Raw genomic sequence first — 22,590 nt, 5'->3', positions numbered from 1 at the left:
TCTTAAAATCCGCTCCAGGATCTGTTTCACTGTCCCCATGGGTACCGATCGTCGCGGCTCCAACCGCACACCGCTCGAAGACTATGCACTGCTCTCGGACAAGCGCACGGGCGCGCTGCTGTCCCGGCAGGGCAGCATCGACTGGCTCTGCTGTCCCCGGTTCGACTCCCCCTCGGTCTTCTCCGCCCTGCTCGGCGAGGCCGACGATGGTCGCTGGCTGCTGTCGGTGCCGGACGGGACAGTCGTCGAGCGCCGATACCTCGATCGCACCTTCATCGTCAAGACCATCTGGCAGACCGCTGCCGGCAGAGTCCGCGTCACCGATTTCCTCTCCGCGGAGGCGGACGCGCAGGTGAAGGAGCTTGATCAGCGGACTCGCGTCATCCGCCGAGTCGAATGCGTCGAGGGCTCAGCGGCCGTCGAACACGACCTGCGCATCGTCTTCGACTACGGGCGTGCCACACCGTGGACGCGGAAGGTGGTCAGCGGAACCTCCGAGGAGCCCGGCCTGCTGTCGATCGCCGGACCCGATGCGCTCTTCCTCACCGGGCCGGCCCTCGACCCGGACAGCGATGCCCAGCGGCGTCGCGACAGGGACCACGGCGGCGCAGAGACGACCAGCGGGCAGAGCCGACCCGACGACGCTCAGGGTGCGACCGCCTCAGCGCTGGTCGGACACTTCGAGATGTCCGAAGGCGACGTGTTGGAATGGATGCTCACCTGGCACCGGTCCCACCTCGATGCGCCGGACCCGATCGACGTCTCGCAGGCCCTCGAGGCAACGGCCGCCGACTGGGAGGAATGGGCGTCCCATATCAGCGTCCGCAACCGGCAGGAGGAACTCGTCCTCCGGTCACTGCTGGTCCTGCGAGCGCTGACGAACGAGGCCACCGGCGGCATCGTCGCAGCGCCCACGACATCGCTGCCCGAGGACTTCGGCGGGCAGCGCAACTGGGACTACCGCTTCACCTGGCTGCGGGACGCGTCGCTGACGATCGGAACTCTTGTCGACCATGATTTCACCGACGGTGCTCTGCACTGGCGCAACTGGCTGCTGCGCGCGGTGGCCGGGGACCCCGATGACGTGCAGATCATGTACGGAATCGCCGGTGAGCGCAAGCTCGATGAGGACGAGCTGCACCACCTCGGCGGCTATGAGAACTCCCGCCCCGTCCGAGTGGGGAACGGGGCGTACGCCCAATACCAATCGGATGTCATCGGGGAAGTCATGCTGGCGCTGTCCGCTCTGCGCGATGCGGGTGTGGAAGAGGACGAGTTCTCCTGGGCGCTGCAGAAGAACCTGCTCAGCTTCGTCGAACGCAATCTCGACCGCAAGGGCCACGGCATCTGGGAGATGCGCGGCTCCGCGCAGTACTTCACCCACGGCCGCGCGATGATGTACGCCGCATTCGACCAGGGAGTCCGAGCCGTCCAAGACCACGGGCTCTCGGGCCCGGTGGGACGATGGAGATCACTGCGCGACCGTCTGTATGAGGAGATCATGGAGCACGGCTTCGACGAGGAGCTCGACTCATTCACCCAGACCTACGGCAACGAGGAGGTCGACGCCTCACTGCTCCAGCTGCCGACGACCGGACTGGTCGCCGCCGACGATCCGCAGATGCTGGGCACCGTGAAGAAGATCGAGGAAGACCTCCTCGACGAGCACAACATGGTCCGGCGCTACCGCACGGAAGCCGGACTCGACGGTCTGCCCGGCAACGAGTACTCGTTTCTCATGTGCTCCTTCTGGCTCGTCGAGCAGTACGCGAAGAGCGGACGCCACGAGGACGGCGGCAAGCTCATGGATGCGCTGTGCGGCTACGCCTCGGACCTCGGGCTCTTCGCCGAGGAATACGACTCCGCTTCCGGACGTCTGGCAGGGAACTATCCGCAGGCGTTCAGCCATCTCGGCCTCGTCCGCGCCGTCGACGCCCTCGAAGGCAGTCCCCGTTACGCGCGGGCCTGAGCCCGTACACGCGGGCCTGAGCCCGTACACGCGGGCCTGCGCCCGAAGAACTCAGGCCTCTGCCTCGTTGTCGGTGTCGCGTCGTTCGCGGCGTTCGTTTTCGCGCTTGCTGTACGTGGCTCGCCGAATCTCATCGTCGCTGTCGAAGTTGGAGCCGAGTGCTCCGGCCAATGTGCCCAGACAAGCCGCCAACCACGCAAGCCTCGGATAGTTGAAGAAGCTTACGGGATGCATGAGTTCGGAGCCGAGCTGACCATCGTCGACCACGACGAGTCCCAGTGCGAACAGGAAGGCGAACAGGACCAGGAACATCAGGGCCACGCTGGTGCCCACCATGATGACCGTGGTGGTGTTGTCCAGCCCGCCCTGCCATGCGTACACCGCATCGCGCCGCTTGGTCCAGAGGCGATTGCGGAAGATCAGCCAGAAGGTCAGCGCCGCGATGACGAGCAGACCGATCAGGAGCAGACGCGCCGGATGCAGGGAATCGGCCAATGTCCACATCGAACTGTAGAAGACACCGAATGTGCCCACGGCCGCTGCGGCGGCGATGGAGGTGGTCAGTGCGGGAAGCATCCGCCCGGGCCGGTTGCTGCGCACCATTCCCGTCAGCAGCCGCAGCCGGTTGAGCCATCCGGGCATCACGATGTACTCGGTGTCATCCCGTCCCAGACCGGAGTCCCCACGGTCCCCGCGCGCGCTTCTCAGCTTCGCGATCGATCGTACGGAGTCCTCCAAGGAGTTCTGCCCCGTCTCCTCCTGCGTCGAGAAGATGAGCGCAACCACCAGATTCCGTGTCTGTGCCAGAAGACGATGAGCACCCAATGCCGGAACCGAGACCAGCAGGGCCCGATTGACGGTGCTGACTTCGCACAGCATCGGCTCAGTGTCATGGTGGCGGGGCAGTTCGGTCAGGTACACGATATAGTCCCACTCATATTGACTTCTCAGGTCTTCGGCTCTGTCCATGAAGGGGATATCGCCGTCGGGGGTGAGTGAGAACGATTCGCTGCTGACTTCGACGTGCCATTCGACGTCCTCGATACGATCGGCCAATTCTCGTTTCAGAGACCCTGCGACCGACTGAGCGATCTTCTGCGGCACACCAGGATCGGCCATCAGTCCGACAACCTTCGCTTCTGAACCCATGCTTTCATCCTGAATCACGGCGCTTTTACCGTCTACCCCCTGCGGTGCGCGTGCGGGCCGCGGGGGCTAGCCAGTGCTCGAAACCTGCGTTTCAATGGTGGCATGAGAGCTATCTGGACCGGATCCATCGCCTTCGGCCTCGTGAATGTGCCCGTGAAGCTGTACTCGGCCACGGAGAACCACGACGTGCGAATGCACCAGGTCCACAAGAAGGACGGTGGGCGAATCCGCAACCAGCATCGCTGTGAGGAATGCGGAAAGACCGTCGAGTACGACGACATCGATAAGGCTTTCGACGATGGCGAGCACCGAGTGGTCCTCACAAGTGAGGACTTCGAGGCTCTTCCGGCAGAGGACAACGACGATATCGACGTCCTGCAATTCGTTCCCAGCGATGAGATCGACCCCATCATGCTCGAGAAGGCCTACTTCCTCGAGCCGACGTCGAAGACGCCGAAGGCCTACCTCCTGCTGCGTCAGACTCTCGAGGACACCGAGCGGACCGCGATCGTCAAGCTCACTCTGCGCACCCGCACGCGTCTGGCCGTGCTCCGGGTGTGCGGCAAGGTCCTCATGATCCAGACCCTGCGCTGGGCCGATGAGATCCGTGACGTCGACTTCAAGGGCGTGAACTCGAAGGCGAAGATCTCGGACAAGGAGCTCGAGATGTCGAACAAGCTCGTCGAGTCGTATTCCGAGGACTTCACCCCCGAAGAGTTCAGCGACGACTACCAGGTCGAACTGCGCAGACTCATCGACGCGAAGATCGAATCCGGCGAGAGCCTCGACGTCGACAAGACCTTCGGCGAAGAAGACACGGAGGAGGACACCGGAGGCGATGTCATCGACCTCATGGAGGCGCTGCGGAAGTCCGTGGACAGTTCTCGGTCGTCGAAGAAGGGGACGTCGGGCAAGAAGTCGAATGCGAAGAAGACCTCGTCGAAGAAATCGGGGACGAAGAAGTCGTCCGCCGCGAAGAAACGCACCGGTTGAGAAGCCGCGGAGGGGAATCGGCATGACGAGACAGCCCATCGACAGCACGGCCGCTTTTCTCAGAGACGGCTATGCCTTCGCGTCGCGCCGCTGCGAGACCGAGGGCACCGACCTCTTCACCACACGCCTGTTCCTCAAACCGACGACTTTCATCCTCGGTGAGGAAGCGGCGGAGATCTTCTACGACGGCGAGCACCTCACCCGTGCGGGAGCGATGCCCACGAGCGTCCAGCATCTGCTCCAGGACGAAGGCTCCGTCCAAGCCCTCGACCCACCGGCTCACCGCCGGAGGAAGGCGGCCTTCCTCTCGCTCATGGACAGCGGATCGATCGACCGCCTCGGCGAGATCTTCGAGGAGGAATGGGCGCTGGCCCGCGATGCCCGGTCCGGACCGCGTCGGATCGTCCTGCACGACTTCGCCCGCGCAGTGCTCACGCGCACCGCCTGCCGATGGGCGGGCATCGACATCGAGGACACCGATGTGCCTCGCCTGACCCGCGAGCTGGGCCTCATGGTCGACCGGGCGGGCACGAAGGGACCGAGCAATTGGAAGGCCCGGCGGCGCAGGCGCGGCACGGAGAACTGGGCGACCCGACAGATCGAGAAAGTGCGCCGAGGCGACTCATCGCCGTCTGCCGACACCGCGCTGGCCGTCTTCGCCCACCACACGGATGCCGATGGGCAGCTCCTGTCGCCGGAGGTCGCGGCCGTCGAGCTCATCAACATCCTGCGTCCCACGGTCGCCGTGGCCCGGTTCATCGTCTTCGCCGCAGTCGCACTCACCGAACACCCACGGTGGCGCGAGGCCTTCGCCGCCGACGAGGAGTCCGACCTCGAACCATTCGTCCAAGAGGTGCGGCGCTTCTATCCCTTCTTCCCTGTGGTCCCCGGACGAGTCCGCACACCTTTCGGGTGGCGCGGCCACCGGTTCGACGTCGACGACCGCGTCATCCTCGACCTCTACGGCACCTGCCACGACAGGCGTCTGTGGGCAGACCCCGGAGCATTCGAACCCTCACGCTTCCGCGGATTCAACTGGGCCGAAGACCCCAACACGCTCATCGCCCAAGGAGCCGGCCGACACGACAGCGACCACCGCTGCCCGGGCGAATGGAGCACCGTCGAACTCCTCAAGCGAGCGACGCGGCTCTTGGCACGCGACGCAGCCGAGACGCCCACCCAGGACCTGTCCATCCCGCTCAACCGCTTTCCGACGCTGCCTCGCAGCGGTTTCGTCTTCCACACCGGAACCCATCGGAGCGGACAGCTGAGAAGGAGGAGACCCGATGCATCCGACCCGAGCCGCGCCGGCCTGAGCGCACCGCCCACCCAACTGACCGAAACCTCGAACCGACCACGAAGGAGCTGTTCCACCATGCCGAAGACGACGAAGACAGGAAAGCCGAAAGAGAGCGAGCTGCCCTCGACGCTGGAGAAGTCGAGCAAGAAGGCGCAGCGGACCTTCGCCAAGGCCTACGACTCGGCCATCGACCAATACGGAGACGAGAAGCGCGCTCACCAGGTCGCCTACGACGCGCTCAAACACAGCTATGAGAAGGTCGGCGACAAATGGGAGGAGAAGGACTCCTCCGGCCCGTCGGACGCGCAGAGCTCCGGCGGCAAGAACACCGACCGCAAGACCGCCGGCGGAGTCGACGCGAAAGCCTCGAAGGAGCACCTCTACGAGCAGGCGAAGAGACTGAAGATCTCGGGACGATCGTCGATGACGAAGAAGGAGCTCGTCGACGCACTCGAGAAGGAGAGCAAGCGGAAGACGAAGCAGAAATGAGCGGCTCACGCGGCGAAAACGAAGCGGCATGGAGAGATCTTCCGGCAGCCGAACGTCGGGACTACCGTGATGATCTCCGCCCCACTGTCCCGACAGACGCACAATCAGAGATCGGAGCACCATGACAGACACAGTCCCCGTTCCCGAACCGCACGGATCCGAGAGCACCCGGAGGGAGAATGCCGAGAAGGGATTCGTCGCACCCGAGTCGCTGACGAAGAACCTGCAGAACGTCCTCGTCGACTTCATCGCTCTCAGCCTGGTCGCCAAACAGGCACACTGGAACATCGTGGGCACGAACTTCCGAGATCTCCATCTCAACCTCGACGAGGTGACGTCGGTCGCCCGCAGCGGCAGCGACGCCCTCGCCGAGCGGATGAGGGCGCTGCACGGTTCGCCCGACGGACGGCCCGCGGTCATCGCCGCGCAGACCGATCTGGCGACGTTCCCGGCCGGAGAGATCACCACCCACGATGCGATCGACCACGTCGTCAGGGCGATCGAGACCACCGTCGGCAGCATGCGCAGATGCCACGACGAAGTCGACTCCGCCGACCCGACGACCGCCGATATGTTCCACGAATACATCGCCCAGCTCGAGCAGCAGGCCTGGTTCATCAGCGCAGAGACCCGCACACCGAACTGAGCCGGCCACTCACCCACAATCGAGCCACTCACCCACAACCGAGGAGGAGAAGACGATGACCGTCTGCGACACCTGCGGAAACGACTATGAACAGACATTCACTCTGTCGTTCGAAAACGAATCCTGGAACTTCGACAGCTTCGAATGCGCGATCCACAAGGCCGCGCCGACGTGCGAGCACTGCGGATGCCGAATCCTCGGCCACGGAGTCCACGACGGCGAATCCGTGTTCTGCTGCTCGCACTGCGCGCGCGAGGCAGGAATCACGGAGGCCACCGACGACAAGGGAGGAAACCGATGAGCGACCAGCTGACCTTCCAGGACCCCGTCCGACGATTCCCCGACATCTCACCGCCGAAGCAGGACCAGCCCGAACCGGGCCTCGACGCCGAGCTCATTCCCGGCACGGACCGCGGTGAGGACAGCTACACCGGCACCGGCAGGCTCCGAGGCCGCAGGGCACTGATCACCGGCTCGGACTCCGGCATCGGGTCCGCCGTCGCGATCGCCTTCGCCCGTGAGGGAGCCGATGTCGCTCTGTCCTATCTGCCCGCCGAGGAGGAAGACGCCCAGCACGTCTGCGAGGTCATCCGCCAGGCCGGTCGCAAGGCCGTGCCGCTGCCGGGAGACCTGTCCGACCCTGACTACTGCCGCGAGGTGGTCCGCCGGGCGGTCGCGGAACTGGGCGGACTCGATGCCGTGGTCAACAATGCCGGTCGACAGATCGCCGTCGAAGACATCGCCGACCTGACGGACGAGCAGTGGGAGGACACCTTCCGGACGAACATCCACGCGATGTTCCGGGTCTCCCAGGCCGCGCTCGAGCATCTCGAGCCCGGGTCGACGATCGTCAACAGCACCTCCGTGCAGGCGTATTCGCCGTCCGCCCACCTCATCGACTATGCGTCGACGAAAGCGGCGATCAACAACTTCACGAAGGGGCTGGCCACTCAGCTCGCTCCGAAGGGCATCCGAGTGAATTCCGTGGCACCGGGGCCGATCTGGACCCCGCTGCAGGTCTCGGACGGACAGCCGAAGGACGCCCTGCCGCACTTCGGGAAGAACACTCCGCTGGGCCGGGCCGGACAGCCGACGGAGCTGGCTCCCGCGTACGTCTTCCTGACCTCATCGGAGTCGAGCTACGTCATCGGTGAGACCCTCAACGTCAACGGCGGCCAGCCCACCCCCTGACCGTCGGCTCCAGGGACGATCATCGAAGCGGTGGGACCGGAAGGAGACCAATGATGAGTTCACCCGATGACGAACAGCCGAGGCCGAACACCGACCGGCACGGCACCGGCAACCCCAATCTCGATCCGCAGCCGGCCGGCGATCCCGACCTCGAGGAGGGCGGCAGCGTCCGACCGGGCGCCACTCCTCCGGATTCGCATTCGGCGACCGCTTCACCGCCCCACCCTCCGGCGGCGCGACCGCCGAAGACGAAGTGGGTGATCGTCGGAATCGGCTGCGTGCTGGCGATCATCGTGTTCTTCTTCGTCGCCTATATCGTCGGCATCTTCGGCTGATACGCCGACCGCGGTCACTCGCCGCGACCAGACCCTCGGCTCGCCTCGTCGGCCAGTACGCCCTGCGGACGGTCGGCTTCGGTCATGGCGCAGAGGAACCTCAGCACGGTCTCGCGCTCCTGGCTGTCCAGGGCCGCGATCACCTCGAAGCGCCGCGCGTGCTGGCGGCCGACCGACTCATGTGCGGCCTGCGCGGTCTCGGGAGTCACCTCGATGCTGGTGGTGCGCCTGTCGTGGGGGTGCGGAACCCGGACGAGGTGCCCACCGGCGACGAGGCGATCGATGAGCTTCGTCGTCGAGGCGCTGGAGATGCCGACGGCCGCAGCGATGTCCTTGGGGGTGACGACGAGCCCCTGCCGCTGCGCGCGGATGAGCAGACGGATGGTGCGCATATCGCTGTCGTTGAGCTGCATATAGCGCCGCGACGCCTCGGCGAGGACGCGTTCGGCCTCATGCCACTGCCGCAGCGCCTCCATCAGGGCGGTGCACTCCGCGATCTCGGATTCGGACAGGGCCGAGCGATCGGAGAACTCCGATTCATTCGAGAAATAGGTCAGCCCAGCTGCCTTCGAGTCTGCGGACGGCACGCTGACAGCATACCGCTGACGTGTTAGATTGAACTCTCGCCTGGCTAAAGAAATTGGAGAGCGTCCTGACCGTCGAATCCCGCCTCGTCGAGGTCCTCGCCGCTGCTCGGCGACGCTCTCGAGTCCGAACTCAGCAGTACGAGCAGCTCTGGGCAGCGCTGTCGAGGATGGCGTTGGGCGGAAAGATGATCAGGCCCCGCCTGCTCATCGATGCCCATGAGGGCCTCGGAGGCACGGCAGCGCAGGCCGCGATCGACGCCGCCGGCGCGATGCAGCTGCTGCACATCGGCCTCATCATCCACGATGATGTCATCGACAACGACACCGTGCGCCGAGGAGAGATGAACATCACCGGACAGTTCTCCTCCGAGGCCATGCTTCTCGGAGCCACGAGCGCCGCGGCGCAGACGTGGGGGATCTCCTCGTCCCTGCTCGCCGGTGACCTCATGCTCAACGAGGCCCAGTCCCTCCTGGCCCGCCTCGACCTCGACACCCCGCGCCGGCTCGCCGTGCTCGACATCTACGATGAGACGATCGCCGAGAGCGTCGCCGGAGAACAGTCCGATGTGTGGCTGAGCCTCCACCTCGACGAGGCCGACTCCGGTGACGTGCTCACGATGATCGGACGCAAGACCGCCGCCTACTCGTTCGAAGCCCCGCTGTCCATCGCCGCGGTTCTCGCCGGCAGCGACGACAGCCTGGTCGAGCGGCTGCGCGCCATCGGCCGCCGCATCGGCATCGTCTACCAGCTCAGAGACGATGTCCTCGGACTCTTCGGCGATGAGCAGGAGACCGGCAAATCCGTACTCAGCGACCTCCGCGAAGGCAAGGAGACCCTGCTCGTCAACACGGCCCGAGCCCATTCGGCCTGGTCCCAGGTCGCCCATCTCTTCGGCGATCGGGCCCTCGACGCCGAGGGTGGCCTCCGACTGCGGCAGGTCATCGAGGAGTCCGGGGCGAGGGCGTTCGTCGAATCGATGATCGCCGAGCACTGCGAGACCATCGCCGGGCTCATCGCCGAGGCGGAGCTGCCCCAGGCGCTTGCGGACAGACTCGCGGACCTCACCTCCGCCTGCAGTCTGAGGTGCGCATGAGCGGGGCCGATCGGCACCGTGGGAGCCGACGGGCGGTGCACGGCGACGAGCCGGTCGGTCCCCCGGTCGAGCAGGTGACCCTCGAACACGGTCCCGACCTCTGGCGCATCCGCTCCTTCGGCGCCGCCCGCCAGGTGCTGCGGGCCCGACACCTCACGACTCAGGCCGGATTCACCGCGGAGCGGATCCCTCGCGGCGTCTTCCGCCGCCACCCGATCCTCATCTCCGACGGAGAGCCCCATGACTCGCAGCGCCGAGAGCTCGCCCGCTTCTTCGCCCCCGCTGTGATCGCCGACAGGTACGGCCAGCGCATCGATGCTCTCGCGCAGGACACGGTCGACCGGGTTGCCGCGGCCGGCCGTTGCCTCCTCGACGAGGCGGCTCTGCACTTCTCCGTGGCCGTGACCTCCGAAGTCGTGGGCCTGACCGAATCCTCCATCGCGGGCATGTCGCGGCGGCTCGAGGGATTCTTCACCCAGCCGCCGGTCGACCTCGCCGCCCCCGGTTGGGGGCGGACCCGGAGGCAGTGGCTGCAGGCTGCGGTCAACGGTCTCGTCCCGATCGCCCGGTTCTACCTCGCCGACGTCCGTCCGGCCCTTCGGGCCCGGCGCCGCAGGCAGCGCGATGACGTCCTGTCCCATCTCATCGGGGCCGGACACAGCACGTCGGACATCCTCGTCGAGTGCGTCACCTACGGCACGGCCGGGATGGTCACCACTCGCGAATTCATCACCATGGCGTGCTGGCATCTGCTCACAGACGGCGAACTCGGGGCGGAGTACCTCGCGGCCGACCGGCCGCGGCGGCTGGAGATCCTCGAGGAGATCATTCGCCTCGAACCGGTCGTCGGCCACCTCTACCGACGCGCGCAGGCCGACATCGAGGTCACGGCGCCGGATCGCACCGTCACGATCCCCGCCGGGGACCTCATCGACGTCTGCGTCCGCGCGACGAACACCGATGAAGAGGCGATGGGGTCCGACCCTCAGTCTCTGTGCCCCGTGCGGCACACCGCCGGAGCCGTCCCGGCCGTCGGCATGAGCTTCAGCGACGGGGCGCACAAGTGTCCGGGGCAGTCGCTGGCGCTGTTTGAGACCGATGCGCTCGTCCACCGCCTGCTCGACCGCGGCCCGCGCCTGGTCGCCGAACCGGAGATCGGCTGGGACAGCGTCATCTCGGGCTATCGGCTGCGCGGACTCCAACTGGCCTTCGACGAGGGCTCCGGCCCGGAGAGGAGACTGTTATGAGCGCCTTCGAGTATCTGCTCCTCATGGGTGCCTGCGTACTCATCACCCTGCCCCTGGAGCTGTTCTTCCGGGCGCGCGTGTACCGCCGGTGGAGAACCGTGCTGTGGGCGCTCGTGCCCGTCATCGTCGTCTTCTGCCTCTGGGACGTCGTCGCCATCGCCCGCGACCATTGGGTGTACAACCCGCGATTCGTCACCGGCATCCACCTCGGCAACCTGCCGCTCGAGGAGCTCGTGTTCTTCATCGTCATCCCCCTGTGCGCCCTGCTCAGCTATGAGGCGGTCGGCACCGTGCTCACCGCTGTGCGCAAGCGCGTCAGGCCCGAAAGCCTGCCCCGCCCAGACAGTTCGCCCCGGCCCGCACGCCAGTCCCGGCCACACAAGCGCACTGACCGGCGGTCCGAGTCCGGAGGAGGCGGCGAACGATGAGCGTGCCCGAGTACACGATCATGACCGTCATCGGGATGATTCTCATCGTCGGCCTCGAGCTGTTCGTCTTCCGCTCAGGCATCTTCCGCCGGGCGAAGTACTGGGCGGCGCTGAGCATCTGCCTGGTCTTCCAGTGCTTCGTCGACGGCTGGCTGACGAAGCTTTCGAATCCCATCGTCATCTACAACCCACAGGGGCTCAGCGGCGTCCGGTTCCCGTGGGACATCCCGATCGAGGACTTCGGCTTCGGCTTCGCCATGATCACTGCCGTCCTCATGCTCTGGCAGTGGCGCCTGAACAGGCACGCTGCGGCCACCGGAGAGGAGAACACATGAACCGTTCAGCCTCCCAACCGCGCCCCCGCGACCGGCACGCGATCCTCACCCCCTCCCACCCGGGCCGTCCGCGTCTGCTGCGGCCCAAGCGGGTGACCGTCGTCGGCGGCGGCATCGCCGGACTGGCCGCGGCCGCGGTCCTCGCAGAGCACGGGGTCAGTGTGCACCTGGTCGAGGCCGAATCCAGCCTCGGCGGACGGGTCCGGGCCTGGAGCCTCGACGGGGAGCGGACGATGAGCCGCGGATTCCACGCCTTCTTCCGCCAGTACTACAACCTCCGCAGCCTGCTCGCACGCACCGATCCCGGCCTCGACCGTCTGGTCCCGGTCACGGACTATCCGCTCGTGGGTCGGGACGGTCTGCGCGACTCCTTCGCCCGGATACCGCGGACTCCCCCGCTCAGCCTCGCGGGATTCGTGCTCACCAGCCCGTCCTTCCCGCTGCGCGGTCTGGCCGACGTCGACCTGACGACAGCGTTCGAACTCATCGACGTCGACTTCCCGGACTCCTATCGCCGCTACGACGGAGAGTCGGCCGAACAGTTCCTCGACCGGCTGCGGTTCCCGATCGGGGCGCGGCATCTCGCGCTCGAGGTCTTCGCCCGCTCCTTCTTCGCCCACCCTGCGGACTTCTCCGCCAGCGAACTCGTGGCGATGTTCCACACGTACTTCACGGGCTCCGCCGAAGGGCTGCTCTTCGACGTCCCCGACGACGACTACGACACCGCACTGTGGTCGCCCCTGAGCGAATACCTCGCCGAGGCGGGGGTGCGGATCGAGACCGACACCGCGGTCACCGCGATCCGCCGTCCGGACAGTGCGGGCCGCACCGGGTGGAGCGTCGAGACGACGAGCGGGACGCTCGAGAGCGATGCGCTCGTGCTCGCCGCCGATCCGCGGAGCACTCGGACGCTGCTGGCCGGACTCGAGGACTCGGTCGACACCGACGCGCTCGGGCCCGCGACAGCCGCCGGCTCACCGACCGCGGGCACGGGAACTCGCGAGCGGTGGCTGAGCAGTGTCACCTCGCAGCGGAACGCTCCCCCGTTCGCGGTGCTCAGACTGTGGCTGGGCGACGAGGTGGATCCGAGCCGCCCGGCCTTCCTCGGCACGACCGGCTACGCTCTGCTCGACAACATCTCGGTCCTCGAACGCTTCGAGGCCGGGGCCCAGAGATGGCGGCACACGCACGGCGGCTCCGTCGTCGAACTCCACGCCTATGCGCTCGGCACCGCGCATCGGGGCAGCGCGCGAGCGATGCTCGAGTCCGAAGACGTCGACCGGGAAGCCGTGACACGCCAACTGCTGGCCGACCTCCATGAGGTATATCCCGAGACGGCCGACATCCCCATCACCGCCCAGGAGCTGCTCATCGCCGACGACTGCGCGCTGGCCGACACGCGGGCGTACAACGACCGCCCCGGCGTCACCACCGCGTTTCCCGGACTGGTGCTCGCCGGTGACGCCGTCGCCTGCGAGGCGCCCGTGGCGCTCATGGAACGCGCGGCGACGACGGGGTTCATGGCCGCGAACGAACTGCTCGCCGGTTGGCGGGTGGAGGGAACCGAGATCTGGTCGCCGCCTCGGCGCGGTCTGCTCCGTCGGGGGCTCCTCGGCGCACCGCGCAGGAGAGGGGCAACGCGGCACAGGCGTGGAGCAGGCACCGGGCGCTGACTGCCGGTCCGAAGCCCCTCACTGAGCAGGGATCGGCAGCGGTCCCGGGCTGGAGTCTCCACGGAGGCGTTTGAGGACGAGTTCGGCGCTGATGAGGCACATCGGCACGCCGACCCCGGGCGCCGTCGTGGCGCCGGCATAGAACAGCCCGTCGACTGCCTTCGAAGAGTTCTGCCGTCGGAACATCGCGCTCTGTCGCAGTGTGTGCGCAGGTCCGAGCATCCCGCCGAGCCAGGAGTTGAATCTTTCGGCGAAGTCCGTCGGGCCCTGGGTTCTGCGCACTCTGATCCGCCGGCGCAGGTCGGGGATGTCGGCCCACCGGGCGATCTGGTCGATCGCACGGTCGGCGGCCGCCTCGATCCGCGGGTCCCCTCCGCCGTCGTCGCCCCCGGCTCCGAGCCCCGCATCGGCGGGGACGGGGATGAGGAGGAAGAGGTTCTCGTGCCCGGGCGGGGCGACGGTGGGGTCGGTGGCACTGGGCCGACAGGCATAGACCGAGGCCGGTGAGGGGATCTTCTGCTTGGACCCGAAGATCGCGTCGAAGTTCGCTTCCCAGTCCTCGGTGAAGAACAGCGAATGATGCGGCAGCGCCTCGAGCTCGCCCTCGATGCCGAGGAAGACGAGCACCGCGCCGGGACCGCTCGTCACCGACGTCCACGAGCGTTCCGGGAAGCTCTGGTCCTCGGGGTCGAGCAGCTGCGTCTCCGTGTGGTGGAGGTCGGCGGCGGAGACGACGACATCCGCGGAATGCGTGTGTGCGCGTCCGGCCTCGTCGGTCCAACGCAGACCGGTGACTCGGCGTCCGGTTCGCCCCCGGCCAGGTGCTGCCTCGGTGTCGATGTGCGTGACATCGGCTCCCGTGTGAAGGCGCACCCCGGCACGGTCGGCCAGCCGGACGAGGGCGTCGATGATCGTATGGAACCCGCCCATGGGGTAACTGACACCTTGGTCGAGGTCGAGGGTGCTCATGAGGTGGTAGATCGCCGGTGCCCGTCGCGGATCGGTGCCGAGGAAGATCGCGGGGTACTGGAGGATCTGGCGCAGCACCGGATCGTGGAACGAGGCTTCGGCGAAGCCGGCCAGCGACGTCCCCAGCTGCCGGACGAGTCTCGGGAGCCCGCCGAGGATGTCCCGATGGAGCAGGGACCGTGGTGAGGTGAAGGGGTTGTAGAGGAAGTGGGCGAGCGCGAGCTCCTTTGTGCGCGCGGCCGAGACGAGGTAGTCATCGAGGGCGTCTCCCGTGCCGCGTTCGACGCTCTCGAAGGTCTCCAGCACCCGGAACCTGCCCTCTGGGATCGTGAGTGCTCGGGTGCGCCCAAGGGCGCCCGAAATCGCATCGACCGGTCCCGGTGGGCTGAACACGGTGTAGCCGGGATCGAGCGTGCGCAGGTCGAGTTCGGCCTCGGCGCTGGTGCCGGCGAGAGCGAAGAAGTGTTCGAAGACCTCGGGCATGAGATACCAGGAGGGCCCGGTGTCGAAACGGAAGCCATCACGCTCGAACACGCCGATGCGCCCGCCGAGGTGGGGGTTCTTCTCGAACAGGTCGACCGTGTGCCCTTCGCGGGCGAGGAGGATCGCCGTGGCCAGCCCGGCGGCTCCCCCACCGATGACACCGGTCCGCGGGCTGCTGCCGGCCGCGGAACCGACCCGCCTGCTCACTTCCGCCCCTCGCGGGCTGCGGTCATGAGTGCGTGGGCTGTCAGACGAGCCTTGACGGCGTTCGGGACCCGCACCCGCTGCCGGTAGAGCTCAGCGACGGGGGTCGTGGCAATCCTGTCGGTCAGCGCGGTGAAGAGCGCACAGGCGCAGCGGACCGCGGTGCGCGCGTCCTTCGGCAGTCCGGCGATGGCGTCCTGGGCTGCGGCGAGCTGCTGCCGGATCGTGTTCACCCACTCGGCTTTCTCGGCCTCGGTGAGTCGGTGTCCCGGGGTGAGGTAGCTGCGGCCGAGGCGCTGATCGTCGTCGGCCAGGTCGCGCAGGAAGTTGACGTTCTGGAACGCTGCTCCCAGCTGCCGTGCCCCGTACTCGAGCTGTTCGACCTCGGCGGGCGTGCGGTCGAGATCGATGAGGAAGACCTTGAGGCACATGAGTCCGACGACCTCGGCGGACCCGAAGACGTACTCGGCATGTTCCTTCGCATCGAAGCCGCGGACCGGCGACGTGGTCCCCTCCTCGGTCCCAAGACCGGAACCGGTGTCCGCGGATTCGATGTCTGCGCGCATGGAGGCGAAGAAGGGGTCGATGAGCTCGGCGTCGATGCCGGCTGCACGAGCGGTCCTGGCGAAGGCGTGGATGACGAGATTGTCGCTGATGCCGCTGCTCAGCGCCGCGTGAGTGGCGGCGGCGAACCGGTCCAGCATCTCCCGCTGTTCGGCGTCGGCAAGCCCTGCCTCGGCGGCCAGGCCGTCGACGATCTCATCGGCGATGCGGACCAGGGCGTAGATGTTGCGGATATGGTGCCGGTTCCTGACACCGAGCAGTCTGACCGCAAGCCCGAAGGAGGTCGAATAGCTCGCGATCACGGCCCTGGTCGCATCCTCGGCGGTGCGCGTGTAGAGCTCATCGGTTGCGGTGCGGCTTCGCGACGTCATGTTCGTTAGCTTAGCTAAAGAAATGCCCGAGGAGCGAATCTCCGCTGACGACCGAGGCGACGTCACTCGAGGACGAGGCAGAAGGGGCGTCCGATCGGGTCGGCGTAGACGCGGAAACTCGGATGCTCGTCCGAATCGTCGAGCAGCCTGCCGCCGGCCTCGAAGACTGTGGGCTCGGCGTCCTCATAGGAGGACACGAGGATGTCGATATGGACCTGCAGAGGAACGGAGTTGTCCGGCCAGGTCGGGGCGACGAAGTCCTCTGCTCGTTGGAAGGAGAGGATCTCCCGCCCCGAGGGCTCATAGAGGTTGACCCAGTCCGTGTCCTTGTCCGGCGCCACTGTTCCGCCGAGCAGCGCGCGGTAGAACCGCGCCGCGTCGATCGGCACGGGGCAGTCCATAGCGGTGGTGTTGAGGCGTCCGATCATCGTGGTCCTTCTTTCCTCGTCGAAGTGCAGCCGAATGCTGTGGCCGTGAGTGCGGTCTCCATGGGACAACGTTAAGCTCCCGGTCTCGACAGCGACAAGGCCCGTCAGTTCCCAATGCAAACCCCCGCCTGGCCGTTGCGGGGTCTGAGGTTGAGGATCCCCGAGGCCGATCGGGTCGCCTAGACGAAACCTGCGGATCTGTAAAGTCCCTTCCGCAGGAACTTCGCCCTCAATAGCGTCTCTGGCAACACGGGAGCCCCTGCGGCTCCTCGATCCGATTCGGAGGAAGACATCATGACTTCACCCATCCAACTGGCCCGCACCTACGCGCGCTCCTATGAGGCGTCGTCACGCAAGGGCAAGGGCACAATCCTCGACACGCTCACCGAGGCGACCGGTTGGACTCGCGATCACGCGCGCCACCAGCTGCGCAGCCAGTTCCATCAGATCAGGGCCGGAGTCTCCCTCGACGCCGTCGTCGACCGCCGTCGCCTCAAGCCGAAGAAGTTCTCCCCCCGCGCGCAGCGGGCTCTCGAACTGGTGTGGAAGTCCTCCGGCCGCCCCTGCGGCAAGTACCTCGAGGCGGGGATGTCCGACTGTCTGGACTCCTTGGAGAGGCACGGCCACCTCCGTGAGGGACGGCACGGCTATTCGTCCTCGGTGCGAAGGGAACTCCTCGATATCTCCGCGGCGACGATCGATCGGTACCTGCGCGGTGCCAAGGCCGGCGACCACGACGATTCGTGGTTGACCGGCACCGGGGCGGGGATGCGTGCGTCGCTCCCGCGCCAGCGCGTACGCTCTCTCCTCGAGCCCGAACCCGGCTACTTCCTCGTCGAACTGCTGACGATCACGACACCGACCGGCGAGGACTGCGTCACAGTGACAATCACCGACGTCGAGATCGGGTGGGTGCACACGACGACCTTCGCCCCCGGCACGCAGGTCGTCGACATGCTCGCACAGATGGTCCGCGCGGTGCCTTTCATCGTCACCGGAGTCCTGCTGCCTCCAGCGGTTCCGGACAGCGCCATCGAGACGTGGGCGGAGGAGAACCTCATCGAATTCCACTGCATGAGCGATCTCCGACAGGGGTCTCGCGTGCCCGATCGGACGTTCAGCGGCCTTGACCTCCCGCTCGGCACACCGCACGACATCGATGCCGCGATCGCAAGAGTCAACGAGCTGTGGTCGGCCCTGGCTGACCGCCTCAATTACTTCATGCCCGTGAAGAACCCGGTGGGCTGGCGTCTCACCCCCGCCGGAGAGCGTCGACGCGAATACGATCGGCCGGACACACCGGTCTCCCGACTCATCGCATCCGGTATCCTCTGTCCCGAACAGACTCGGGAACTGCATGAGAAGAGTCAGGGACTCGACATCGCCGGGCTCACCGCACGCATCGAAGAGCTGAAGTCGACTCTGCGCTGAAGGGACACGTCGCAGCCGGGCCGGGCTGGCAGCGACGGAAAACCACCGTCGGGCCGTTGACGAGGCCCCGACGCGGACGAATACTGAAGACAGCGATCCCAGGGTCGACACGTGAGACACGATTGGAGCGGCACCTCTGATGGACGAGATCTCAGCAGGATCGACCCACATACCCCGCGATGCGGCCGCGGTTCCCGCGCCGACCGATACCGATGCCGAACGGCATCGGCTGACGGCGCAGATCGGCGAGTGGGCACGCTCACTCGTGCTCGAACCCGATGACCTCGTCCTCAAGGCGATGGTGGACGAAGCGCTGCTGATCATTCCGGGGGCCGATTACGCGTCGCTCTCGATCGTCAGTCGCGATGGCCCCATCCGGTCCCGAGCTCCCTCGGACTTGGTCCCCGAGCGACTGGACGCCCTGCAGTCGGAGCTGTACGAAGGACCGTGCTTCGAGTCCATCCGCGAGCATCGCATCGTCCGGGCCCCGGCTCTCACCGATCCCACTCCGTGGCCCCGGTTCGCCTCCAGCGCCGTCGCGGAGGGGGTGAGGAGCATGCTCGCCTTCCAGCTCTTCGTCGAGGTCGACAGCCTCGGCGCGCTCAACCTCTACTCGAAGACACCCCGCGCCTTCGACCAGGCAGCGGAGGACATCGGAAGCGGAGTGGCCGCACATGCCTCTCTGGCTCTGGCCAACGCGCAGAAGCAGGGACAGCTCTATGAGGCAGTGGCCTCGCGGGATCTCATCGGTCAGGCCAAGGGGATCCTCATAGAACGGCACAAGATCAGTGAACACGAGGCGTTCCTGCTGCTCACGAAGGTGAGCTCGAAGACGAACACGAAGCTGCGTGAGGTCGCCGAGGAGTTCGTCCGCACCGGTGCGCTGCCGGGCACGATCACCGACTGATCGGGCACGTCCGTCTTCTCACTCTCTTCGAACTGCCGCTTGTTGTCCGGTGCGGCACTGGGTTAATCTGAGAATCGGTCAAGCAGATGGCCTCCGTCCTGGACTCAAGGGGACCACTGTGTACACATTGCTCAACAACAGCGAAGCTTCCAAGTTCGATCTCTACCTTCCCGGACAGCTCGTCGCCTCGCTTCACTACACGATCACTCCGGACGAGATCATGTTCGTCTACTGCGAGGCCATCGAGCCGCTCGATTCGGATCGGCATTGCCGCGAACTCGTGCGTCTGGCTCTCGAAGACTCACTGAATCGCCGGATCCCCATCACCGTCTCGTGCCCGATCGCGCGCAAGCACATCGACAGCGACCCGGTGATCGGTGCCCAGATGCAGACTCTGCCCAAGAACGTGGGGCATAAGCATGAGAGCACACTCGACTAGCCACCGATCTCACTCGGACATCTTCTCCACAAGGTCGCCGATGCGGGTGTCCCACTCGCTGCGAGCCACATCGGCCTGAGCGAGCATGCCCACGAGTTCGTGCCCGTCGATGACGGGAAGTCGGCGGACCTGATGGTCCTTCATCGTCTGCAGCGCCTCACCGACGTTGTCATCGGCACCGATGGTCACCGGCTTGCCCTGGGCGAGATCCCCGACTATCGCCGTCTTCGGATCTCCGCCCTCTGCGATGCACTTCACGACGATGTCACGATCCGTGATCATGCCTTTGAGCCGGTTGTCCTCTCCGCAGATCGGAAGGGACCCGAAACCGTCCTCGCGCATGTGCTGTGCAGCCTTTTCGAGCGTCTCGTTCTCGCCGACGCACTTCGCGCCTGGAGTCATCAGTTCACGTGCTGTCGTCATCTTCAACGTCTCCTCGTGTCAGTGTGCGTGTCGATTGCTCTCCCGCAGCGGGAACGGTCGGATGACCGACTCTCCGGGTGCTGGACACTCATCATGCTGAGTGCTCCCGAGGAGTGTCCAGGGGGCCGCCGCCCCCGACGGGTGCCTCAGACACCGTTGCCGTTCCGGACCGCAGACGGAGCCGGAGTCCTGGTTGCGCGGCTGCGCAACGCTTCAGCGGCGATGAAGTGTGAGTCTCGTACGGCCGCTGACACCGGCGCTGCACTTTGTCACGCTGTCAGTTCAGCCACCACCGACGATGAGGAACCAGCGGATGACACAGACAGGTGCGATCGACGAACTGAACAGCCCTGTACCGCTCACTGCGCCGGAGCGCGGGCTCGCGCCTCGGCCGAGAGGCGAGGTCACCTCGCTGCTGCTCAGGGTGCTCACATCTGACGGCGGGGAAGCTGCTGAGCTGCTGCCCGAACTCGACGCGGCCGCTTCTTCTGTGCTGGTGTCGAGTGAGGACATGTTCCGCGACGAGGATCTGCAGCTGGCGCTCCACCTTCTCTACATCCTGCACACCGGCCCTGCCGATTTCGTGCACGGAGACTGGGAATGGGATCCCTCGCTGATCGGGATCCGCGGAAGGATCGAGCGCCGCTTCGAGACCGCGCTGCGAGCACTCGCGCCATTGCCGGACCTCATTCCGCGCTCCGGCGCAGAGCTCGCCGAGACGCTGTTCTCCATGACAAGTGAGGTGGCGCAGCCGGAACTGGCCACGTGGGCGGCGCGGCACGCCTCAGTCGATCAGCTCCGCGAATTCCTCATCCACAAGTCCATCTACACCCTCCGCGAAGCAGATCCCCATTCCTGGGCGATCCCCCGACTCCGCGGCCGGGCCAAGGCAGCTCTCGTCGAGATCCAGGCCGATGAGTACGGAGGCGGCAGACCCGACCACGTCCACGCCGAGATCTTCGCCGGGACGCTGCGCGGGTTCGGCCTCGACGACAGGCCCGACCATTACCTCGACGAGGTCCCCGCGATCACTCTCGCTTCGGTGAACGCGATGAATCTCTTCGGTCTCAACCGACGCCTGCGAGGTGCCGCGATCGGCCACCTGGCCGCATTCGAGATGACTTCGTCCATTCCCAACGGCCTCTACTCCCGCGCCTTCAGCAGGAACGGCTTCGGCCGGGACGTCACATGGTACTTCGATGAGCACGTCGAGGCCGATGCCGTGCACGAGCAGATCGCGGCGCACGACCTCGCGGGAGGAGCCGCCGATGATGAGCCCGACCTCATCCCCGACATCCTCTTCGGTGCCGCCTCCTGCCTCCGCCTCGACGACATGGGCGGTTCCCACATGCTCGAATCCTGGTCAGCAGGAGAGCCCTCGCTGAGGACGACCCCGAAGGAGGCTGTCTGTGGATAGTTCGAGCGACCCGGTCACGATCACCCCCTGTCCCGACGGACCTCTGCTCGTCCGCGGGGACTTCACCGTCCTCACGGCACCGGGACGGGAGGAGACGGCAACCGATCGCCGGGTGGTTGCCCTGTGCCGGTGCGGCAAAACTGGCATACCTCCGTTGTGCGACGGCTCCCATCGGGCAGTCGGCTTCCGTGCCCCCGCTCCACCCCCGACGGCAGAACCTCCGCCGGGGGACGGATGAGCCCGAGCGGACGAACAGACTGTCGATCGAGAAGGAGAGAAGGCAATGCGCGCAGTCACCTGGCAAGGGAAACGAAACATCTCGGTGGAGACAGTCGACGATCCGATCCGCCACAAGTCGAATGACGCGATCATCGAAGTCACCTCCACCGCCATCTGCGGGTCCGACCTCCACCTCTACGAAGTGCTGGGACCATTCATGGACCGCGGAGACATCATCGGGCACGAGACGATGGGTCGAGTCGTCGAGGCCGGCCCTGATTCCGGCTTGTCGGCCGACGATCGGGTGGTCGTGCCGTTTCCCATCTCCTGCGGCCGCTGCTGGATGTGCGAGCAGGGGCTGTACACCCAATGCGAGACCACACAGGTGAGGCAGTACGGGTCCGGGGCACAGCTGTTCGGCTACTCTCGACTCTACGGGTCCGTGCCCGGCGGGCAGGCAGAATACCTCCGTGTCCCCTATGCCGACGTCGGACCGATCAAGGTCGGTGCCGATCTTCCCGACCACCGCTACCTCTTCCTCAGCGACATCCTCCCCACGGCCTGGCAGGCAGTGAAATACGCCGGGATCAGAGAAGGAGACTCGCTCGGCGTCTACGGCCTCGGGCCTGTCGGGCAGTTCGCCGCTCGCATCGGCAGACACCTCGGTGCGCAGGTCTTCGCTCTCGACCCGGTCCCCGAACGTCGTGACATGGCCGCTCGCCACGGGATCGAGGTCTTCGACTTCGACGAGGACGCACATTCGGCCATCCGAGAGGCCACCTCCGGGCGTGGGCCCGACGCGGTCGTCGACGCCGTGGGGATGGAAGCACACGGGTCCCCGCTGGCCTCGGCCGCACAGCAGGCGACCGGTCTGCTCCCGCCGCCGGCTGCGCGGAAGCTCATGGAGACCAGCGGCATCGACAGGACCGCGGTCCTCCACTCGGCGATCGATCTGGTCCGTCGGGGCGGGACTCTCTCGCTCAGCGGAGTCTACGGAGGAGTGCTGTCTCCCATGCCGCTGCTCACCCTCTTCGACAAGCAGATCCAACTGCGGATGGGACAGTGCAATGTCCGCAGCTGGACCGATGACCTCCTGCCCCTGGTCGAGGACTCCGCGGATCCGCTGGGGGTCGACGACCTCGTCACCCACCGCCTCCCCCTCGAGTCCGCTCCCGAGGCCTATGAGATGTTCCAGGAGAAGACGGACGGCTGCATCAAGGTCGTCCTCGATCCGAACGCGGAATGATAATCCGTCCGCCGCTTCAGCACAAGGGGCTCCACGCGTGCGCGGATCGCCTC

24 protein-coding genes are annotated in these 22,590 nt (G+C 66.3%); 18 read left to right on the top strand and 6 right to left on the bottom strand.

Annotated elements, in window-relative coordinates; genetic code table 11:
- The first annotated feature begins 37 nt into the window (after positions 1-37).
- Complete coding sequence (locus GUY37_RS04005) at positions 38-1,969, top strand: glycoside hydrolase family 15 protein (RefSeq protein ID WP_166822502.1); 1,932 nt, start codon at positions 38-40, stop codon at positions 1,967-1,969.
- 51 nt (positions 1,970-2,020) lie between these two features.
- Here GUY37_RS04005 and GUY37_RS04000 read toward each other — a convergent pair whose 3' ends face one another.
- Positions 2,021-3,118 carry a hypothetical protein gene (locus GUY37_RS04000; protein WP_166822499.1) on the bottom strand — a complete coding sequence of 366 codons (1,098 nt, stop codon included), beginning with the start codon at positions 3,116-3,118 and terminating at the stop codon, positions 2,021-2,023.
- 102 nt (positions 3,119-3,220) lie between these two features.
- Here GUY37_RS04000 and ku point away from each other — a divergent pair, with 102 nt between their 5' ends.
- From ku to GUY37_RS03965, 6 genes are all read left to right on the top strand, one after another.
- Complete coding sequence (ku, locus tag GUY37_RS03995; RefSeq protein ID WP_166822496.1) at positions 3,221-4,111, top strand: non-homologous end joining protein Ku; 891 nt, start codon at positions 3,221-3,223, stop codon at positions 4,109-4,111.
- A gap of 22 nt (positions 4,112-4,133) precedes the next feature.
- Positions 4,134-5,900 (top strand): ChaB family protein, encoded by a 1,767-nt coding sequence (locus GUY37_RS19380; RefSeq protein ID WP_323127523.1) that lies wholly within the window; start codon positions 4,134-4,136, stop codon positions 5,898-5,900.
- A gap of 121 nt (positions 5,901-6,021) precedes the next feature.
- Positions 6,022-6,546, top strand: coding sequence for a Dps family protein (locus GUY37_RS03980; RefSeq protein ID WP_166822493.1), 525 nt, complete (start codon positions 6,022-6,024; stop codon positions 6,544-6,546).
- A 55-nt stretch (positions 6,547-6,601) separates the two neighbouring features.
- Positions 6,602-6,847: a hypothetical protein gene (locus GUY37_RS03975; RefSeq protein ID WP_166822490.1), complete on the top strand. Its 246-nt coding sequence runs from the start codon at positions 6,602-6,604 to the stop codon at positions 6,845-6,847.
- A complete protein-coding gene (locus GUY37_RS03970; RefSeq protein WP_166822487.1) occupies positions 6,844-7,737 on the top strand; it encodes an SDR family oxidoreductase in 894 nt (297 codons plus the stop codon). The genes GUY37_RS03975 and GUY37_RS03970 overlap by 4 nt, the downstream gene beginning before the upstream one ends.
- A gap of 53 nt (positions 7,738-7,790) precedes the next feature.
- Entirely contained in the window at positions 7,791-8,072 is a 282-nt protein-coding gene (locus GUY37_RS03965) for a DUF6480 family protein (protein WP_166822484.1), read from the top strand.
- Between the two features lie 14 nt (positions 8,073-8,086).
- Here GUY37_RS03965 and GUY37_RS03960 read toward each other — a convergent pair whose 3' ends face one another.
- Positions 8,087-8,659, bottom strand: a complete 573-nt coding sequence (locus GUY37_RS03960) for a MarR family winged helix-turn-helix transcriptional regulator (protein ID WP_228278345.1) — start codon at positions 8,657-8,659, stop codon at positions 8,087-8,089.
- Positions 8,660-8,712: 53 nt separating this feature from the next.
- Here GUY37_RS03960 and GUY37_RS03955 point away from each other — a divergent pair, with 53 nt between their 5' ends.
- The 5 genes from GUY37_RS03955 to GUY37_RS03935 are packed head-to-tail and all read left to right on the top strand — an operon-like array spanning position 8,713 to position 13,436.
- Positions 8,713-9,753: a polyprenyl synthetase family protein gene (locus GUY37_RS03955; RefSeq protein WP_166822481.1), complete on the top strand. Its 1,041-nt coding sequence runs from the start codon at positions 8,713-8,715 to the stop codon at positions 9,751-9,753.
- Positions 9,750-11,000, top strand: coding sequence for a cytochrome P450 (locus GUY37_RS03950; RefSeq protein ID WP_166822478.1), 1,251 nt, complete (start codon positions 9,750-9,752; stop codon positions 10,998-11,000). Before GUY37_RS03955 ends, GUY37_RS03950 begins: the two co-directional genes overlap by 4 nt.
- Positions 10,997-11,428 (top strand): lycopene cyclase domain-containing protein, encoded by a 432-nt coding sequence (locus GUY37_RS03945; RefSeq protein WP_166822475.1) that lies wholly within the window; start codon positions 10,997-10,999, stop codon positions 11,426-11,428. The genes GUY37_RS03950 and GUY37_RS03945 overlap by 4 nt, the downstream gene beginning before the upstream one ends.
- Positions 11,425-11,763 (top strand): lycopene cyclase domain-containing protein, encoded by a 339-nt coding sequence (locus GUY37_RS03940; protein WP_166822472.1) that lies wholly within the window; start codon positions 11,425-11,427, stop codon positions 11,761-11,763. The genes GUY37_RS03945 and GUY37_RS03940 overlap by 4 nt, the downstream gene beginning before the upstream one ends.
- Positions 11,760-13,436, top strand: coding sequence for an FAD-dependent oxidoreductase (locus tag GUY37_RS03935; protein WP_166822469.1), 1,677 nt, complete (start codon positions 11,760-11,762; stop codon positions 13,434-13,436). Before GUY37_RS03940 ends, GUY37_RS03935 begins: the two co-directional genes overlap by 4 nt.
- 18 nt (positions 13,437-13,454) lie before the next feature.
- Here GUY37_RS03935 and crtI read toward each other — a convergent pair whose 3' ends face one another.
- From crtI to GUY37_RS03920, 3 genes are all read right to left on the bottom strand, one after another.
- Positions 13,455-15,095, bottom strand: coding sequence for a phytoene desaturase family protein (crtI, locus tag GUY37_RS03930; protein WP_166822466.1), 1,641 nt, complete (start codon positions 15,093-15,095; stop codon positions 13,455-13,457).
- Positions 15,092-16,027, bottom strand: a complete 936-nt coding sequence (locus GUY37_RS03925) for a phytoene/squalene synthase family protein (protein WP_166822462.1) — start codon at positions 16,025-16,027, stop codon at positions 15,092-15,094. The genes crtI and GUY37_RS03925 overlap by 4 nt, the downstream gene beginning before the upstream one ends.
- A gap of 62 nt (positions 16,028-16,089) precedes the next feature.
- Positions 16,090-16,455, bottom strand: a complete 366-nt coding sequence (locus GUY37_RS03920; RefSeq protein WP_166822459.1) for a VOC family protein — start codon at positions 16,453-16,455, stop codon at positions 16,090-16,092.
- Positions 16,456-16,749: 294 nt separating this feature from the next.
- Here GUY37_RS03920 and GUY37_RS03915 point away from each other — a divergent pair, with 294 nt between their 5' ends.
- From GUY37_RS03915 to GUY37_RS03905, 3 genes are all read left to right on the top strand, one after another.
- Positions 16,750-17,886 (top strand): hypothetical protein, encoded by a 1,137-nt coding sequence (locus GUY37_RS03915; RefSeq protein WP_166822456.1) that lies wholly within the window; start codon positions 16,750-16,752, stop codon positions 17,884-17,886.
- Positions 17,887-18,025: 139 nt separating this feature from the next.
- Positions 18,026-18,793, top strand: coding sequence for a GAF and ANTAR domain-containing protein (locus tag GUY37_RS03910; RefSeq protein WP_166822453.1), 768 nt, complete (start codon positions 18,026-18,028; stop codon positions 18,791-18,793).
- 118 nt (positions 18,794-18,911) lie between these two features.
- Complete coding sequence (locus GUY37_RS03905) at positions 18,912-19,232, top strand: hypothetical protein (protein ID WP_166822450.1); 321 nt, start codon at positions 18,912-18,914, stop codon at positions 19,230-19,232.
- 9 nt (positions 19,233-19,241) lie between these two features.
- Here GUY37_RS03905 and GUY37_RS03900 read toward each other — a convergent pair whose 3' ends face one another.
- Positions 19,242-19,655, bottom strand: coding sequence for a CBS domain-containing protein (locus GUY37_RS03900; RefSeq protein ID WP_166822448.1), 414 nt, complete (start codon positions 19,653-19,655; stop codon positions 19,242-19,244).
- Positions 19,656-19,968: 313 nt separating this feature from the next.
- Between GUY37_RS03900 and GUY37_RS03895 the strand changes: the two genes are divergently transcribed.
- The 3 genes from GUY37_RS03895 to GUY37_RS03885 are packed head-to-tail and all read left to right on the top strand — an operon-like array spanning position 19,969 to position 22,537.
- A complete protein-coding gene (locus GUY37_RS03895; RefSeq protein ID WP_166822446.1) occupies positions 19,969-21,072 on the top strand; it encodes an iron-containing redox enzyme family protein in 1,104 nt (367 codons plus the stop codon).
- Positions 21,065-21,310, top strand: a complete 246-nt coding sequence (locus GUY37_RS03890; protein WP_166822444.1) for a CDGSH iron-sulfur domain-containing protein — start codon at positions 21,065-21,067, stop codon at positions 21,308-21,310. Before GUY37_RS03895 ends, GUY37_RS03890 begins: the two co-directional genes overlap by 8 nt.
- Before the next feature lie 45 nt (positions 21,311-21,355).
- Complete coding sequence (locus GUY37_RS03885) at positions 21,356-22,537, top strand: zinc-dependent alcohol dehydrogenase (protein ID WP_166822441.1); 1,182 nt, start codon at positions 21,356-21,358, stop codon at positions 22,535-22,537.
- Positions 22,538-22,590 lie beyond the last annotated feature (53 nt).

This window comes from Brevibacterium limosum (assembly GCF_011617705.1).
GTDB classification, from domain to species: domain Bacteria; phylum Actinomycetota; class Actinomycetes; order Actinomycetales; family Brevibacteriaceae; genus Brevibacterium; species Brevibacterium limosum.
This window is presented reverse-complemented; position numbering and strand designations above follow the sequence as displayed.

What these genes read in the sequence shown, in the direction of transcription:
- GUY37_RS03975 (WP_166822490.1), top strand. Translation starts at nt 6,602, where the DNA reads ATGACCGTCTGCGACACCTGCGGAAACGACTATGAACAGACATTCACT.
- GUY37_RS03950 (WP_166822478.1), top strand. Translation starts at nt 9,750, where the DNA reads ATGAGCGGGGCCGATCGGCACCGTGGGAGCCGACGGGCGGTGCACGGC.
- ku (WP_166822496.1), top strand. Translation starts at nt 3,221, where the DNA reads ATGAGAGCTATCTGGACCGGATCCATCGCCTTCGGCCTCGTGAATGTG.
- GUY37_RS19380 (WP_323127523.1), top strand. Translation starts at nt 4,134, where the DNA reads ATGACGAGACAGCCCATCGACAGCACGGCCGCTTTTCTCAGAGACGGC.
- GUY37_RS03885 (WP_166822441.1), top strand. Translation starts at nt 21,356, where the DNA reads ATGCGCGCAGTCACCTGGCAAGGGAAACGAAACATCTCGGTGGAGACA.
- GUY37_RS03920 (WP_166822459.1), bottom strand. Translation starts at nt 16,455, where the DNA reads ATGATCGGACGCCTCAACACCACCGCTATGGACTGCCCCGTGCCGATC.
- GUY37_RS04000 (WP_166822499.1), bottom strand. Translation starts at nt 3,118, where the DNA reads ATGGGTTCAGAAGCGAAGGTTGTCGGACTGATGGCCGATCCTGGTGTG.
- GUY37_RS03925 (WP_166822462.1), bottom strand. Translation starts at nt 16,027, where the DNA reads ATGACGTCGCGAAGCCGCACCGCAACCGATGAGCTCTACACGCGCACC.
- GUY37_RS03935 (WP_166822469.1), top strand. Translation starts at nt 11,760, where the DNA reads ATGAACCGTTCAGCCTCCCAACCGCGCCCCCGCGACCGGCACGCGATC.
- GUY37_RS03980 (WP_166822493.1), top strand. Translation starts at nt 6,022, where the DNA reads ATGACAGACACAGTCCCCGTTCCCGAACCGCACGGATCCGAGAGCACC.
- GUY37_RS03895 (WP_166822446.1), top strand. Translation starts at nt 19,969, where the DNA reads ATGACACAGACAGGTGCGATCGACGAACTGAACAGCCCTGTACCGCTC.
- GUY37_RS03900 (WP_166822448.1), bottom strand. Translation starts at nt 19,655, where the DNA reads ATGACGACAGCACGTGAACTGATGACTCCAGGCGCGAAGTGCGTCGGC.
- GUY37_RS04005 (WP_166822502.1), top strand. Translation starts at nt 38, where the DNA reads ATGGGTACCGATCGTCGCGGCTCCAACCGCACACCGCTCGAAGACTAT.
- GUY37_RS03965 (WP_166822484.1), top strand. Translation starts at nt 7,791, where the DNA reads ATGAGTTCACCCGATGACGAACAGCCGAGGCCGAACACCGACCGGCAC.
- GUY37_RS03915 (WP_166822456.1), top strand. Translation starts at nt 16,750, where the DNA reads ATGACTTCACCCATCCAACTGGCCCGCACCTACGCGCGCTCCTATGAG.
- GUY37_RS03970 (WP_166822487.1), top strand. Translation starts at nt 6,844, where the DNA reads ATGAGCGACCAGCTGACCTTCCAGGACCCCGTCCGACGATTCCCCGAC.
- GUY37_RS03910 (WP_166822453.1), top strand. Translation starts at nt 18,026, where the DNA reads ATGGACGAGATCTCAGCAGGATCGACCCACATACCCCGCGATGCGGCC.
- GUY37_RS03945 (WP_166822475.1), top strand. Translation starts at nt 10,997, where the DNA reads ATGAGCGCCTTCGAGTATCTGCTCCTCATGGGTGCCTGCGTACTCATC.
- GUY37_RS03940 (WP_166822472.1), top strand. Translation starts at nt 11,425, where the DNA reads ATGAGCGTGCCCGAGTACACGATCATGACCGTCATCGGGATGATTCTC.